The sequence below is a fragment of the Variovorax saccharolyticus genome, from assembly GCF_030316765.1.
GTDB classification, from domain to species: domain Bacteria; phylum Pseudomonadota; class Gammaproteobacteria; order Burkholderiales; family Burkholderiaceae_C; genus Variovorax; species Variovorax saccharolyticus.
Window position 1 is genome coordinate 88,769 of record NZ_JASZYT010000007.1, and the last position, 15,023, is coordinate 103,791.

General features: G+C 66.7%; 11 protein-coding genes. 1 reads left to right on the plus strand and 10 read right to left on the minus strand.

All coding sequences use genetic code 11. The annotated features are described in order from the left end of the window. Position 1 precedes the first annotated feature (1 nt). From QTI45_RS21075 to QTI45_RS21120, 10 genes are all read right to left on the minus strand, one after another. The gene (locus tag QTI45_RS21075) at positions 2 to 1,177 is read right to left on the minus strand and encodes an acetyl-CoA C-acyltransferase (RefSeq protein ID WP_286367911.1); all 1,176 of its coding nucleotides are present in this window, start codon (positions 1,175 to 1,177) and stop codon (positions 2 to 4) included. Between the two features lie 31 nt (positions 1,178 to 1,208). After that, positions 1,209 to 2,678: a M20 family peptidase gene (locus QTI45_RS21080; protein WP_286655783.1), complete on the minus strand. Its 1,470-nt coding sequence runs from the start codon at positions 2,676 to 2,678 to the stop codon at positions 1,209 to 1,211. Between the two features lie 20 nt (positions 2,679 to 2,698). Further along, the gene (locus QTI45_RS21085; protein ID WP_286655784.1) at positions 2,699 to 4,804 is read right to left on the minus strand and encodes a 3-hydroxyacyl-CoA dehydrogenase NAD-binding domain-containing protein; all 2,106 of its coding nucleotides are present in this window, start codon (positions 4,802 to 4,804) and stop codon (positions 2,699 to 2,701) included. 177 nt (positions 4,805 to 4,981) lie between these two features. After that, a complete protein-coding gene (locus tag QTI45_RS21090) occupies positions 4,982 to 5,677 on the minus strand; it encodes an ABC transporter ATP-binding protein (RefSeq protein ID WP_286367914.1) in 696 nt (231 codons plus the stop codon). 1 nt (position 5,678) lies between these two features. Then, the gene (locus tag QTI45_RS21095) at positions 5,679 to 6,449 is read right to left on the minus strand and encodes an ABC transporter ATP-binding protein (protein WP_286655785.1); all 771 of its coding nucleotides are present in this window, start codon (positions 6,447 to 6,449) and stop codon (positions 5,679 to 5,681) included. Further along, a complete protein-coding gene (locus QTI45_RS21100) occupies positions 6,446 to 7,759 on the minus strand; it encodes a branched-chain amino acid ABC transporter permease (RefSeq protein WP_286655786.1) in 1,314 nt (437 codons plus the stop codon). The genes QTI45_RS21095 and QTI45_RS21100 overlap by 4 nt, the downstream gene beginning before the upstream one ends. Position 7,760: 1 nt before the next feature. After that, entirely contained in the window at positions 7,761 to 8,714 is a 954-nt protein-coding gene (locus tag QTI45_RS21105; RefSeq protein WP_286367917.1) for a branched-chain amino acid ABC transporter permease, read from the minus strand. An 81-nt stretch (positions 8,715 to 8,795) separates the two neighbouring features. After that, a complete protein-coding gene (locus QTI45_RS21110; RefSeq protein WP_286367918.1) occupies positions 8,796 to 10,034 on the minus strand; it encodes a branched-chain amino acid ABC transporter substrate-binding protein in 1,239 nt (412 codons plus the stop codon). 166 nt (positions 10,035 to 10,200) lie between these two features. Continuing rightward, entirely contained in the window at positions 10,201 to 11,844 is a 1,644-nt protein-coding gene (locus QTI45_RS21115; RefSeq protein ID WP_286655787.1) for a 3-(methylthio)propionyl-CoA ligase, read from the minus strand. A gap of 156 nt (positions 11,845 to 12,000) precedes the next feature. After that, positions 12,001 to 13,803 (minus strand): carboxylesterase/lipase family protein, encoded by a 1,803-nt coding sequence (locus tag QTI45_RS21120; protein ID WP_444813301.1) that lies wholly within the window; start codon positions 13,801 to 13,803, stop codon positions 12,001 to 12,003. Positions 13,804 to 14,037: 234 nt separating this feature from the next. Between QTI45_RS21120 and QTI45_RS21125 the strand changes: the two genes are divergently transcribed. After that, positions 14,038 to 15,015, plus strand: a complete 978-nt coding sequence (locus QTI45_RS21125; RefSeq protein WP_286655987.1) for an AraC family transcriptional regulator — start codon at positions 14,038 to 14,040, stop codon at positions 15,013 to 15,015. The last annotated feature ends 8 nt before the right edge of the window (positions 15,016 to 15,023 follow it).

The window sequence follows — 15,023 nt, forward strand, 5'->3', positions numbered from 1 at the left end:
GTCAGAGAATCTCGAACACGCCGGCTGCGCCCATGCCGCCGCCGATGCACATCGTCACGACCGCCTTCTTGGCGCCGCGGCGCTTGCCTTCGATCAGCGCGTGCCCGGTGAGCCGCTGGCCGCTGACGCCGTACGGGTGGCCGACCGCGATCGCGCCGCCGTCGACGTTGAGCAGCTCGGCCGGGATGCCCAGCTTGTCGCGGCAGTAGATCACCTGCACCGCGAAGGCTTCGTTGAGTTCCCAGAGGTCGATGTCGCTGACCTTCAGGCCCAGGCGGTTCAGCACCTTCGGGATCGCGAACACCGGGCCGATGCCCATTTCGTCGGGCTCGCAGCCGGCGACCGCGAAGCCGAGGAAACGGCCCAGCGGCTTCAGGCCCTTCTGCTCGGCGTACTTCTCGTCGACCAGCACGCAGGCACCGCCGCCGTCGGAGAACTGGCTGGCATTGCCGGCCGAGATCAGGCCGCCGGGGATCGCCGGGCGGATGCCGCTGATGCCTTCCTTGGTGGTGCCGGCGCGGATGCCTTCGTCGTTCTCGATCGTGACTTCCTTGGTGCGCAGGCCCAGCACCGCGTCGGCCACGCCGGCCAGCACGGTGATCGGTGCGATCTCGTCCTTGAAGCGGCCGGCTTCCAGCGCGGCGGTGGCCTTCTGCTGGCTGGCGGCGCCGTATTCGTCCATGGCGTCGCGGCCGATGTTGTAGCGCTTGGCGACCTGCTCCGCGGTCTGCAGCATGTTCCAGTAGATCTCGGGCTTGTGCTTGACCAGCCAGGGGTCGGCCAGCATGTGCTTGTTGGCCTCGTTCTGCACGCACGAGATGCTCTCGACGCCGCCGGCCACGTAGACCTCGCCCTCGCCCGCGATGATGCGCTGGGCCGCGGTGGCGATGGTCTGCAGGCCCGAGGAGCAGAAGCGGTTGATGGTCATGCCCGAGGTCGTGATCGGCAGGCCGGCGCGCAGCGCGATCTGGCGCGCGATGTTCGAGCCGGTGGCGCCTTCGGGCGTCGCGCAGCCCATGATCACGTCATCGACCGAGGCCGGATCGATGCCGGCGCGCTGCACCGCATGCTGCACCGCGTGGCCGCCGAGCGTGGCGCCGTGCGTCATGTTGAAGGCACCCTTCCAGCTCTTGGCGAGCGGCGTGCGGGCGGTGGAGACGATGACGGCGCGGGTCATGATGAGGTCCTTTGAGAAAGAGGAATGGCGGTTACTGGGGCTGTGCCGTGTTGAGCAGCAGCTGCTGATAGAACTGGATCATCTCGCCGTAGTTCGAGATCGAGAGGCGTTCGTTGTTGCCGTGGAAGCGCGGCAGGTCCTCGGCCTTGACGCGGAACGGCGAGAAGCGATAGACCGCGTCGCTGATCAGGCTGAAGTGGCGCGAGTCGGTGGCTGCCGTCATGAGGCCCGGCGCGACCACCGCATCGGGAAAGCTCTGGCGCACCGCGTGCTCGATCGAGCGGTAGCCGGTGCTGTCGGTCGGCGACACCGGCGACGGCTCGGAGTTGCCCGGATAGCGCTTGACCTGGATCGCGTCGTTGCCCAGCGCGCTCTTCAGGTGCTTCTCGACGCTGTCGATGCTGTCGCCAGGCAGGATGCGGAAGTTGACCGCCGCCTCGGCACGCCCCGGCAGCACGTTGTCCTTGTTGCCGGCGCGCACGATGGTCAGCGCGGTGGTGGTGCGCAGCATCGCGTTGCTGCTCGGGCTCTTCTCGAGCTGGCCCTGGACCAGCGGCCCGGTGAGCCACAGGTTGGAGAGCATCACGCGGTTGAGGCCGCTCATCTCGGGCGCCAGCGTGCCGAACATCTGCGCCGCCACGCCCTGGATGCCGCCAGGCATCGGTGTCGCCTCGAGCCGTGCCAGTGCGGCGCTCATGCTGCCGATCGCGCTGTGCTGCGGCGGCATCGACGAGTGGCCGGGTGCGGTGTCGAGCGAGAGGAAGAAGGTGCCGTAGCCCTTTTCGGCCAGGCCGATCAGCGCCGCCGGCTTGCCGAGGCCCGGCAGCACGCCGTCGAGCACCAGCAGGCCTTCGTCGAGCACCCAGTCCAGGCGCACGCCGCGCGACTTCAGCAGCTCGGCGATCGGCAGCGCGCCGCGCAGGCCGCTGACCTCCTCGTCGTCGCCCATCACCAGATAGATGGTCTGCGGGGGCTTGAAGCCCTGCCCGATCAGCAGCTCGATGGCCTCCATCTGCGCGAACAGGTTGCCCTTGTTGTCGAGCGTGCCGCGGCCCCAGACGAAGCCGTCCTGGATGGCGCCGCTGAAGGGGTCGACCGACCAGGCCTTCTCGGTGCCCGGCGCGATCGGCACCATGTCCTGGTGCGCCATCAGCGCGATCGGCTTGGCGGCGGGGTCGCTGCCGGCCCAGGTGTAGAGCAGCGCCTTCTGGCCCACCACCTCTTTCTTGAGGGTGGCGTGGACCTTCGGGAACTGCTCGGCCAGGTAGGCATGCAGTTTGTCGAACTCGGCGTCGTTGCCGCTCGGGTTGTCGAGGCTGGACACCGTGCGGAACGGGATCGCGCCGGCCAGCCGCATGGCGGCCGCCTGCACGTCGATCGAGAGCTTCGGCGCCGGCGCCACGGCCAGTTGCCGCGACGGCGTGCGCCAGGTATTGACCGCCACGGCCGCTGACAGGACCACCAGCACCAGCAGCAAGGCCAGGAAAACGCGTTTCACCATGGAGCGGTCTCGTTCCCGGTTCAGCTGAAGCTCTTGCCTTCGGCCACCAGCTTCTGGATCAGCGGGGCGGGCTGCCAGAACTTCGCGTCGTCATGCGGATTCCGCGCAAAGCGCTTCATCGACTCGGCCACGTTGAAGAGGCCGACCTGCGACGCATAGTGCATCGGGCCGCCGCGCCAGATCGGGAAGCCGTAGCCCGTGAGGTAGACCATGTCGATGTCGCCCGACTTCGAGGCGATGCCGTCCTCGAGGATGTGCGCGCCTTCGTTGACCAGCGAATAGACCAGGCGCTGGACGATCTCCTCGTCGGAGATCTTGCGCGGCGTGATGCCGATTTCCTTGCGGTGGTCCTCGATCATCTTGTTGACGAGTTCGGACGGGATCGCATCGCGCTTGCCGGCCTGGTAGTCGTACCACCCTGCCCCGGTCTTCTGGCCGAAGCGGCCCAGTTCGCAGAGCTTGTCGGCCGTGCGGCTGTACTTCATGTCGGCGATCTCGGTCGCGCGGCGCTTGCGGATCGCCCAGCCGATGTCGTTGCCGGCCAGGTCGCCCATGCGGAACGGGCCCATCGCGAAGCCGAACTTCTCGATCGCGCGGTCGACCTGCTGCGGCGTCGCGCCTTCGTCGAGCAGGAAGCCCGCCTGGCGCGAGTACTGCTCGATCATGCGGTTGCCGATGAAGCCGTCGCAGACGCCGGAAACCACGGCGGTCTTCTTGATCTTCTTGGCCACCGTCATGACCGTGGCCAGCACGTTCTTGGCGGTCGCCTTGCCGCGCACCACTTCGAGCAGCTTCATGACGTTCGCCGGGCTGAAGAAGTGCATGCCGACCACGTCCTGCGGACGCTTCGTGAAGGCGGCGATCTTGTCGACGTCGAGCGTCGAGGTATTGGAGGCCAGGATGGCGCCGGGCTTGGCGACGCGGTCCAGTTCCTTGAACACCGCTTCCTTGACGCCGAGCTCTTCGAACACGGCCTCGATGATCAGGTCGGCGTCCTTCAGTTCGTCGTAGCTCAGCGTCGTGCTCAAGAGCGCCATGCGCTGCTCGTACTTGTCCTGCTTGAGCTTGCCCTTCTTGACCTGGGCTTCGTAGTTCTTCTTGATGACGGCCACGCCGCGGTCGAGCGCTTCCTGCTTCATCTCGAGGATCTTGACCGGGATGCCGGCGTTCAGGAAGTTCATCGAGATGCCGCCGCCCATGGTGCCGGCGCCGATCACGCCGACCGACTTGATCGCGCGCTGCGGCGTGTCGTCGGCGACGTCGGGAATGCGCGAGGCGGCGCGCTCGGCCATGAACAGGTGGCGCAGCGCCGCGGACTCGGGCGTGAACATCAGCGCGGTGAAGAGGCGGCGCTCCTCGGCCATGCCTTCGTCGAACTTCAGCTTGGTGGCGGCCTGCACGGCATCGACGCACTTCAGCGGTGCCGGGTAGTTCTTCGACATGCCGCCGACCATGTTCTTGGTGAACTGGAAGTAGGCGTCGCCCTGCGGGTGCTTGCACGGCAGGTTGCGCACCAGCGGCAGCGCGTCGGCGGTCTTGCCGGCCACGGACTTGGCGAATTCCAGCGCTTCGTCGAACAGCGACTCGGCCGATCCGGAGAGCTTGTCGAACAGCTTCTGGCCCGGCAGCGAGGCCAGCACCTCGCTCTTGACGGCCTCGCCGCTGACGATCATGTTGAGCGCGGTCTCCACGCCCAGCACGCGCGGCAGGCGCTGCGTGCCGCCGGCGCCGGGCAGCAGGCCCAGCTTGACCTCGGGCAGCGCGATGCTGGTGCCCGGCGCGGCCACGCGGTAGTGGCAGCCCAGGGCCAGTTCGAGGCCGCCGCCCATGCACACGGAATGGATCGCCGCCACGATCGGCTTGGTCGAGGCCTCGAGCGCCAGGATGACGCTCAGCAGGTTCGGCTCCTGAAGCGCCTTGGGCGTGCCGAATTCCTTGATGTCTGCGCCGCCCGAGAAGGCCTTGCCCTCGCCGGTGATGACGATCGATTTGACGGCCGGGTCGTCGATGGCCTTGGAGAGCCCGTCGGTGATGCCGACGCGGGTCGAGAAGCCGAGGCCGTTGACCGGGGGATTGTTCAGCGTGATCACGGCGACATCGCCGAGCACTTTGTATTCAGCCGTCATGCTGCGTTCCTTTGGGATGGGAGAGGATCGAAAAAACGGGTTCGAGGGCATGGCGCCCCTCGGCGCCCTGCCCCCGCACATAAAAAGCACGAGTGTTCTTTTTTTACCGAATTCTAGGCGTTTCGGATGACCGGGCAAGCCGGCCAAGTCGCTGCCGAGACAAGGGTGGGCAGGAGATTAAACCTCCAACCATTCCTTGCGGGTAGTGGCATCGGCCCTGAGGCTGTCGGGCGTGCCGTCGAAGACGATGCTGCCGTGCCCCATCACCAGCGCGCGGTCGGAGATCTGCATCGCGATGGTCAACTTCTGTTCGATCAGCAGCACCGAGATGCCCTTGTCCTTGAGGGTGCGCAGGTACTGGCCGACCAGTTCGACGATCTTCGGCGCCAGGCCTTCGGTCGGCTCGTCGATGATGATCAGGTCGGGGTCGCCCATCAGCGTGCGGCACAGGGTCAGCATCTGCTGCTCGCCCCCCGACAGCACGCCGGCCTCGGTGTGCTGGCGCTCCTTGAGCCGCGGAAACATGCCGTACATGTCGTCGAAGGACCAGCGGCTGCCCTTCCCCGTCCCCTTCTGCCCCAGCAGCAGGTTCTGGTGCACCGTGAGCTTGGGAAAGATGTCGCGGTTCTCGGGCACGTAGCCGATGCCGAGGTGGGCGATCTCGTAGGCCTTGCGGCGCAGGATGTCCTTGTCCTTCCAGCGCAGCGTGCCTTCGGCATGCACCAGGCCCATGATCGCCTTGGCGGTGGTCGAGCGGCCCGAGCCGTTGCGGCCCAGCAGCGCAACGATCTCGCCGGGGCCGACGTCGAACGAAACACCATGCAACACATGGCTCTTGCCGTAATAGGCGTGGATGTCTTGTAGCTTGAGCATGTCAGTGTCCTCCGCCCTGGGCATCGGCAACGGAGGAGCCCAGATAGGCCTCCTGCACCCGCGCATTGGCGCGCACCGCGGCCGGCGTGTCGAAGGCGATCACCTCGCCGTAGACCACCACCGCGATCTTGTCGGCCAGGCCGAACACCACGCCCATGTCGTGCTCCACGGTGAGCAGCGTCTTGCCGACCGTGACCTGCTTGATCAGCGCGATGAAGTGCGAGGTCTCGGTCTTGCTCATGCCGGCGGTCGGCTCGTCGAGCAGGATCACATTGGCGCCGCCGGCGATCGTGACGCCGATCTCCAGCGCCCGCTGCTCGGCGTAGGTGAGGTTCACGGCCTGCACGTCGCGCTTGCGGTCCAGGCCGACCTGGTGGATCAGCTCCTCGGTGCGCGCGTTGGCATCGTGCAGGTTCGACAGGAAGCGCAGGAAGCTGTAGCGGTAGCCCAGGCTCCACAGCACGCCGCAGCGCAGGTTCTCGAAGACGCTGAGCTTCGGGAAGATGTTGGTGATCTGGAAGCTGCGCGACAGCCCGAGCCGGTTGATCTCGAACGGCTTCTTGCCATCGATGCGCTGGCCATTGAGCAGCACCTCGCCGCTGCTGGGCGCGAGCCGGCCGCTGATCAGGTTGAACAGGGTCGACTTGCCGGCGCCGTTCGGGCCGATGATCGCGATCCGCTCACCGGCCTCCACGGCCAGGTCGACGCCGCGGATGATCTCGGTCTTGCCGAAGTTCTTGCGCAGCGACTTGAGTTCCAAGGCGTGGGTCATGCGTGTTCCCTCCGCTTGATCTCGGCCTCGATCTGCTCCTGCGCGGTGCCCCAGGCCCGCACGAAGCGCCGCCGCACGAACTCGAGCGCGATGAGCCCGACGACCATGATCAGCGAGGCGCCGAACCAGCTGGCCATGCCGGAGGTGTCGAGCGAAACGCCCATGAACGGGAGGTTCGGCCCCAGGGCCGAATTGAGCTGGATGTGATAGATCATTTCGATGAGGGCGGCGGCGCCGATCACCACCGGGATGATCGTCACCAGCAGGCCGCCGTAGAGCGGCCAGAATTGCTTGAACTTGCCGAACTTGGCCACGCGCAGGTTCATCATCACCAAGCTGGCGATGCCGCCCGGCGCGAACATCACCATGAAGACGAAGACCAGCCCGAAGTACAGCTGCCAGGCCTTGGAGAGCTCCGACAGCAGCACCGCGGCGAACACCAGCAGCACGGCGCCGATGATCGGCCCGAAGAAGAAGATCGCCCCGCCCAGGAAGGTGAACAGCAGGTAGCTGCCCGAGCGCAGCGCATTCAGGCTGTCGGCCGCGTTGACGATCTCGAAGTTGATCGCCGCCAGCCCGCCACCGACGCCGGCGAAGAAGCCGGCGATGATGAAGGCGAAGTAGCGCACCCGCTGCGTGTTGTAGCCAATGAACTCGACCCGCTCCGGGTTGTCGCGCACCGCGTTCAGGATGCGGCCGAGCGGCGTGCCCGTGAAGGCATACATCAGCGCGGTGCAGACGAAGCAGTAGACGGCGATCAGGTAGTAGACCTGGATCTGCGGCCCGAAGGTGACGCCGAAGAAGGGCTTGCCGTAGACGCGGTCGGTCGTGATGCCGCCCTCGCCGCCGAAGAAGCCCGGGAACATCAGCGCCATCGACGCCACCAGCTCGCCGATGCCCAGCGTGATCATCGCGAAGGTGGTGCCCGACTTCTTGGTCGTCACGAAGCCCAGGATGATCGCGAAGAACATGCCGGCCAGTCCGCCCACCACCGGGATCAGCACCAGGGGAATGGGCAGCACGCCCTTGCCGGCGAAGTTCATCGCATGGATCGCGATGAAGGAGCCGAGCCCGACATAGACCGCATGCCCGAAGCTCAGCATGCCGCCCTGCCCGAGCAGGATGTTGTAGCTCAGGCAGATGATGATGAGATAGCCCATCTGCGAGAGCATCGTCAGCGCCAGGCTGGTCTTGAAGACCATCGGCGCCACGATCAGGACGATCGCGAACAGCGACCAGACGAGGAAGCGCCCGATGTTCAGGGGCTTGAAGCGGTAGTACTGCGTGGTCATGCCTTGGCTTGCACTCATGTCAATCCTCCCGCGTGCCGAGCAGGCCCTTGGGCCTGAAGATCAGGATCAGGACCAGGAAGAGATAGGGAAGGATCGGAGCCACCTGCGAGATCGTGAGCTTGAGCAGCGGGTAGCCGAAGGTGCTTTCGGTCACCGCGACGCCGAGCGCCTGCAGGCCGGTGGCCAGCGACTGGTCGAGCGCGACCGCGAAGGTCTGGACGATGCCGATCAGCAGCGACGCCAGGAAGGCGCCGGCCAGCGAGCCGAGGCCGCCGACCACCACGACCACGAAGATGATCGAGCCCACCGAGGCCGCCATGGCCGGTTCGGTCACGTAGGTGTTGCCGCCCACCACGCCGGCCAGCGCGGCCAGCGCGGCGCCGCCGCCGAACACCAGCATGAAGACGCGTGGCACGTTGTGGCCCAGCGCCTCGACCATCTCGGGATGCTTGAGCGCGGCCTGGATCACGAGGCCGATGCGGGTGCGCGTGAGCAGCAGCCAGACCGACAGCAGCATCAGCAGCGCGACCAGCATGATGAAGGAGCGCGACTTCGGGAACTGGGTTCCGAACAGCGTGAAGAGCGGCCCCTGCAACTGCGTCGGCAGCGCGTAGGGCACGGTGGAACGGCCCCAGACGAGCTGCACCACTTCGAGGATCAGGAACGAGAGGCCGAAAGTCACCAGCAGTTCGGGCACGTGGCCGAACTTGTGGACGCGGCGCAGGCTGTAGCGCTCGAAGGCGGCGCCCAGGGCGCCGACCAGCAGCGGCGCGATGAACAGGGCCGGCCAGAAGCCGATGATGCCGGAGAGCGTGTAGGCCACGTAGGCCCCCAGCATGTAGAAGCTGGTGTGCGCGAAATTGAGCACACCCATCATGCTGAAGATCAGCGTCAGGCCAGAGCTCAGCATGAACAACAGCAAGCCGTAGCTCACGCCGTTGAGCAGCGAGATGACGAAAAATTCGACGTTCATCGTTCCTCGGAGTCGCAAGGGAAAAGAAAAAGGCCCGAGTGTTGAAGTCGGGCCTCGACCGGTCAGCGGAGGATCAAGGGCTCAGGGGCTGGGCCGCTTCATCTCGCAGGAGGTCGGCGTGCTGGCCACGTAGGGCTCGTAGTACTTGACCGGCACGAAGGTGTAGCCGGTGTTCTCGGAGTCGATCGGGAACTTGCCGCCGGCCTTCTCCCACTTGGACACGTAAAGGCCCTGCTGCAGCTGGTGGTCGGTCTTGCGCATCTCGACGTCGCCGTTGAAGCTCTTGAAGCGCATGCCCTCCAGCGCCGCAGCCACCTTGACCGGGTCGGTCGACTTGGCCTTGACGAAGCCGTCGACCAGCATCTGCAGCGAGGTGTAGGCGGCCGAGGTGTAGAGGTCTTCCTTGAACTTCTTGTTGAACTCGGTGCTCAGGCGCTGGATGTCGCCACCCATGTTGTAGTGGCCGTAGCCGACCTGGAACACCTTGCCGGCCGAAGCCGCACCCATCGCGGTCGGCGTGCCGCTGACCGTGCCGTAGTAGGTGTAGAACTTGACGTTGTTGAGGCCGGCGTCGTTGGCCGCCTTGATCAGCAGCGCCAGGTCGGAGCCCCAGTTGCCCGTGATCACGGTGTCGGCGCCCGAGGCCTTGATCTTGGCGATGTACGGCGAGAAGTCGCGCACCTGCGCCAGCGGGTGCAGGTCTTCGCCGACGATCTGGACGTCGGGCCGCTTGCGCGCCAGGTTCTCCTTGGCGAACTTGGCCACCTGCACGCCGTGCGAGTAGTTCTGGTTGAGCAGGTAGACCTTCTTGACGTCCGGCTGCTCCTTCATGAAGGTGGTCAGCGCTTCCATCTTCATGGAGGTGTCGGCGTCGAGGCGGAAGTGCCAGTAGCTGCACTTGCTGTTGGTCAGGTCGGGATCGACCGCCGCGTAGTTCAGGTAGAGCACTTCCTTGCCCGGGTTGCGGGCGTTGTTCTTCTCGAGCGCGTCGATGATGGCCAGCGCGGGGCCGGAGCCGTTGCCTTGCACCACGTAGCGTGCGCCCTGGTCCATGGCCGAGCGCAGCGCGCTGGTGGTCTCCTGCGGGCTGAGCTTGTTGTCGATGCCGATGATCTCGAACTTGACCCCGGCCGCATTCTTCTTGTTGAACTCTTCAGTCAGGAACTGGAAGGTCTTGAGCTGGTTGGTGCCGACGGCAGCCATCAGGCCCGACAGCGGGTCGAGCCATGCGATCTTCACGGTCTCGCCCTTCTGGGCGAAGGCGCCCGTGGCGCTCGCGACGAGGATGGCGGCGGTAGCGATTTTGAGAGCGAATTTCAATCTATGTCTCCTAGGTCAAGCGGTCAAGGCTGGGCGAGATTACAAGTGTTTGTAGGCCCGCCCGTCAGGGAATGCCCGTAAGGATTGCGCTTGCGGGCCGGTTTCTATCACCCATGCGACAGCCTGCATTCGATGGGTGCTACTCGCGGGTAGGATCTGCCGGTTTTCAGGCCCCCGGAAGCTTGTAGTCGCGCAGTTGTTCGCGCAACCGTGTCTTCAGGATCTTGCCGGTGGCGCCGAGCGGAATCGCCTCCACGAACACCACGTCGTCAGGGATCTGCCACTTGGCCGTCTTGCCCTGGTAGAAGGCGATCAGTTCGTCGCGCGACACCTCGGCGCCCGGCTTCTTCACCACGACCACGATCGGCCGCTCGTCCCACTTGGGATGCGCCACGCCGATGCACGCGGCCATGGCGATCGCCGGATGCGCCACCGCGACGTTCTCGATGTCGATCGAGCTGATCCATTCGCCGCCCGACTTGATCACGTCCTTGCTGCGATCGGTGATCTGCAGGAAGCCGTCGGCGTCGATGGTCGCGACGTCGCCGGTCGGGAACCAGCCGCGGTCCTGGGCATCGGCGACCAGCGGGTTGCCGCCCTCGCCCTTGAAGTACTCCTTGACCACCCAGGGCCCCTTGACCAGCAGGTCACCGTAGGCCTTGCCGTCCCAGGGCAGCTCCTCGCCGCTGCCGTCGACGATCTTCATATCGACGCCGAAGATTGCACGCCCCTGCTTCATGCGGATCGCGGTCTGCTGCTCGGCGCTCTGCGTCAGGTGCTTGTTCTTGAGCGTGCAGAGGGTGCCCAGCGGCGACATCTCGGTCATGCCCCAGGCGTGCAGCACGTCGACGCCATAGAGCTCCTGGAAGGCGTGGATCATGGCCGGCGGACAGGCCGAGCCGCCGATCACCGTGCGCTTGAGGCTCGAGAACCTGAGGCCGTTGGCCTGCAGGTGGCCCAGCAGCATCTGCCAGACGGTCGGCACGCCAGCCGCGAAGGTCACCTTCTCGGCCTCGATCAGGTCGTAGACCGACTTGCCGTCCAGCGCCGGGCCGGGGAACACCACCTTGGCGCCGACCAGGGCCGCCGAGTAGGGGATGCCCCAGGCATTGACGTGGAACATCGGCACCACCGGCAGCACCGAGTCGCGCGCCGAGATGCACATCACGTCGGGCAGGGCCGCAGCGTAGGCATGCAGCAGGGTCGAGCGATGGCTGTAGAGCGCGGCCTTGGGATTGCCCGTGGTGCCGCTCGTGTAGCACATGCTCGACGCCGAGTTCTCGTCGAAGGTCGGCCACGCATAGACGTCGGAGCGCTGGCCCATCCAGGCCTCGTAGCTCACGAGATTTGGCACGCCGCTGTCGGCCGGCAGCTTGTCCGCATCACACAGCGCAATCCACTTCCGGATCGTGGTGCACTTGGCATGGACTGCCTGCACCAGCGGCAGGAACGAAAGATCGAAGCAGAGGATCTGGTCCTCGGCATGGTTGGCGATCCAGGCGATCTGGTCGGGGTGCAGCCGCGGATTGATCGTGTGCAGCACCCGGCCGGAACCGCTGACCCCATAGTAGAGCTCCAGGTGGCGATAGCCGTTCCAGGCCAGCGTGGCGATGCGGTCGCTGAAGAGCAGCTGCTCCTCTTCCAGCGCGTTGGCGACCTGTCGTGAACGCGCGGCGACCTCGCGCCACGTCGTGCGGTGGATGTCGCCCTCGACCCGGCGCGAGACGATCTCGGCGTCGCCATGGTGGCGCTCGGCGAACTCGATCAGCGACGAGATCAGCAACGGTTGGTCCTGCATCAAACCCAGCATCTATCAGCTCCTTGCGTAAGTATTCTTGGTAATTCAGAGAGGAAAGCCAATGTAACCACCGGCGCCCCGCTGCTGCCGAGAATCCTTCAAATCCGTGTTGCAGTGCAATGCCGCAAACCCGCAGTCCGGTCCCCGAGGAGACCGCTGCGCGGCCGGCTACAGGGTCGAGATGCTCGCCGCGGCGGGGGTGGCGTCGAGCAGCAGCCGCGAGGGCCACGGCGCCCAGGTCGTGCCGAGTGCCGCGCTGTTCGGATCGCCGGTGCGCATGAAGGCGGCGATGCTGCCGATCATCGCGTTCGACAGCGCCTCCCTGCCGGGCCGGTTGGCGGCGCTGAAGCTCGCGTTGGAGAACAGCGAGGGCCCGAAATTGCCGAACACGAAGCCCAGGTCGAAGGCATGGGCGGCGCCGTAGACCTCGTTCCAGGGCGGCGGCAGCTGGGCCCAGTCGAACTGGTAGTGCCACAGGTTCGACTGCTGCGTCTTCAGGGTGTTGAGCAGGTTATCGCGGCTCGGCACCATGAAGGCGTTGGTGATGCGCGCGGTCATCGCGTCGTAGCCCGAGACCGCCGTCGTCACCGGCAGGTACACACCATCGATGATGTCGGCCGAGCTCAGCGTGGTGGCCGCGTCCGGGTCGAAGTTCTGCATCATCGTGAAGCGCGTCGCGTCGTCGATCTTGATGCCTGGCTTGGGGCCGCCGACCAGCGGCAGGAAGGGCGTGAACAGCTTGCCCTCGTCGCGCGTGACGCCCACCACGGTCGGCACCTTCAGGTACTGGCCGGCGGCCATCGCCGCGATCGGGTCGGTCGGCAGCACCGCGCCGTCCGGGATCGGGCCCGAGCCGGTCAGGCCCTTGGCCAGCACGGTGCCCAGGATCGTCCTGCCGTCCTTGGCCCGCAGATAGTCGGCGACGTCGGCAGCGCTCATCCCGGCGGCGTAGGTCGCGGCAGCGGCCAGGTCGGCCGCCTTGCCATCCGCCACCAGCAGGTTCAGCAGCAGGCCGTTGCCCTGCGCCAGGTAGGCCGAGGCCGGATTCAGCGTCGGCAGGCTGCCGGGCGGCAGGTTGCTCGCCAGCGAGATGCCGCCCGACAGAGGCATCGCCTTGTGGAACAGCCCCTTGGACATCGGCGACGCCATCAGGGCCAGCAGGTTGATCGCGCCGGCCGACTGCCCCATCACCGTGACGTTGCCGGCGTCGCCGCCGAAGCCGGCGATGTTCTTCTGGATGTAGCGCAGCGCCGCCAGGTTGTCGAGCAGCGCGAAGTTGCCCGAGTCGTCGCCTTCGGTGCCGCCCACGCGCAACTGCGGCAGGTTCAGGAAGCCCAGCACGCCGAGGCGGTAGTTGGCCGTGACGATCACCGCGTTGGCCTTCTTCGCCAGGTTGGCGCCGTCGTAGACCGGGTCGGCGGTGTAGCCCGAGATGTTGCTGCCGCCGTGGATGAAGAGCAGCACCGGCAGCTTCTCGTCGGTGCTCGCGGGACGCCAGATATTGAGCGTCAGGCAGTCCTCGCTGCCGACCGGGGTGTTCAGCGTGCTGGCGATGGTGGCGTCGTAGGTGTTGTTGGCGCCGGGGCCGTAGATGCGGCCGTTCTGCAGGCAGGGGTTGCCGAACTGCCTGGCCGGACGGATGCCGGCCCAGGCTTCGGGCTCGGCCGGAGCCCGCCAGCGCAGCGCGCCGACCGGCGGCCGGGCAAACGGCAGGCCCTTCCAGGACCAGGTGCCCGAGCGGGCGCTGTCGTCCACGCCTTCGACCTTGCCCTGGGCGGTGCTGCGCACCGTGGGCGCTTCGGCGGGTGGCGTCGTGGGAACGGTGGTGGCGGTCGTCGGCGTCATGGTCGGTGTCGTGGCCGCCGCGGACGGCGGAACGTTGAAAGTGGGATCGGACGATCCGCCGCAAGCGGCGATCAAGGCGCACAGTAGCACCAATCCCGCGCCCCATTTCCGGGTTGTCGTGGTCATGTCTTGTCTCCTCGTCGGGTTATCCGGAATGCGCGCGGCCGGGGCTGGCCGCGATACTTCTGGGCTTCTTCGCGAGCCCGGAAAAATTCTAGGAACGACCCGTCCCATGCCTGCTATCGCTAGCGCGCCAAACCAGTGACTTCAGAGACGCCAGCATCGGAATCGGTGCGAACTGCGCCCCCGGCGGCCCTGCCGCGCACCAGTTCGGGCGCCTGGCTGCGGGGCGTGCTCGACATGTTCGCGGCCGAAGGTCTGGATGTGCCGTCACTGCTGCGCGACTGCGGCTTCGACGCCACCGGGATCGAGCGGTCCGAAGCCCGCTTTCCGGCCGACGACATCAGCCAGCTGTGGCAGCTGGCCGTGGCCCGCTCCGGCAAGGCCACGCTGGGCCTCTCGCGCGAACTGGCCGCCCGCCACGGCAACCTCGACATGCTGGGCCACGCGATGACCTGCAGCCCGCATTTGCACGCGGGCCTGGAGCGGCTGGCGCGCTACCTGGCGGTGGTCTCGGATGCCGCCACCTTCGAGCTCGAAGCCGAGCCGCGCGGCCACTGGCTGGTGCTCGGCCACGTCGGCAGCCGCCGTCCGGTGCCGCGGCAGCGCGTCGAGTACGGGATGCTGACCATGCTGGTGCTGTGCGGCTGGCTGACGCGGCGCGAACTGCAGCCGCTGGCGGTCGAGTTCGTGTACGCGGCGCCACCGAGCGATGCGCCGCACCGGGCCGCCTTCGGCTGCGCGATCCGCTTCGGCGCCGCCGCCAACCGGCTGCTGCTGGCCGAGACCGACATGCGCGCGGCGATCCCTTCGCAGCACCCGGCACTGGCGGCGCTGCACGAGCGCCTGCTCGACGAGCAGTTGATCACCTTGGCCGACAGCACGATCAGCCGGCGGGTCTGCACGGAGATCGCGCGCCGGCTGCCCGCGGGCGAGCCGCGCCGGCAGGATGTGGCCGCCGGCCTCGGCATCACCGAGCGCACCCTGCAGCGCCGGCTGCAGGCCGAATCGAGTTCCTACCAGGCCCTGCTCGACCAGACCCGGCGCGAGCTGGCCCAGCAGTACCTGGCCGACCGGCGCCACACGCTGACCGATGTCGCCGACCTGCTCGGCTTCGTCGACAGCAGCAACTTTTTCAGGGCTTGCAAGCGCTGGTTCGGATTGCCGCCGGCGCAGTACCGGGCTCGATGCCTTGATGGCGGCACGGTGCCGAGCTGAGTGCGGTG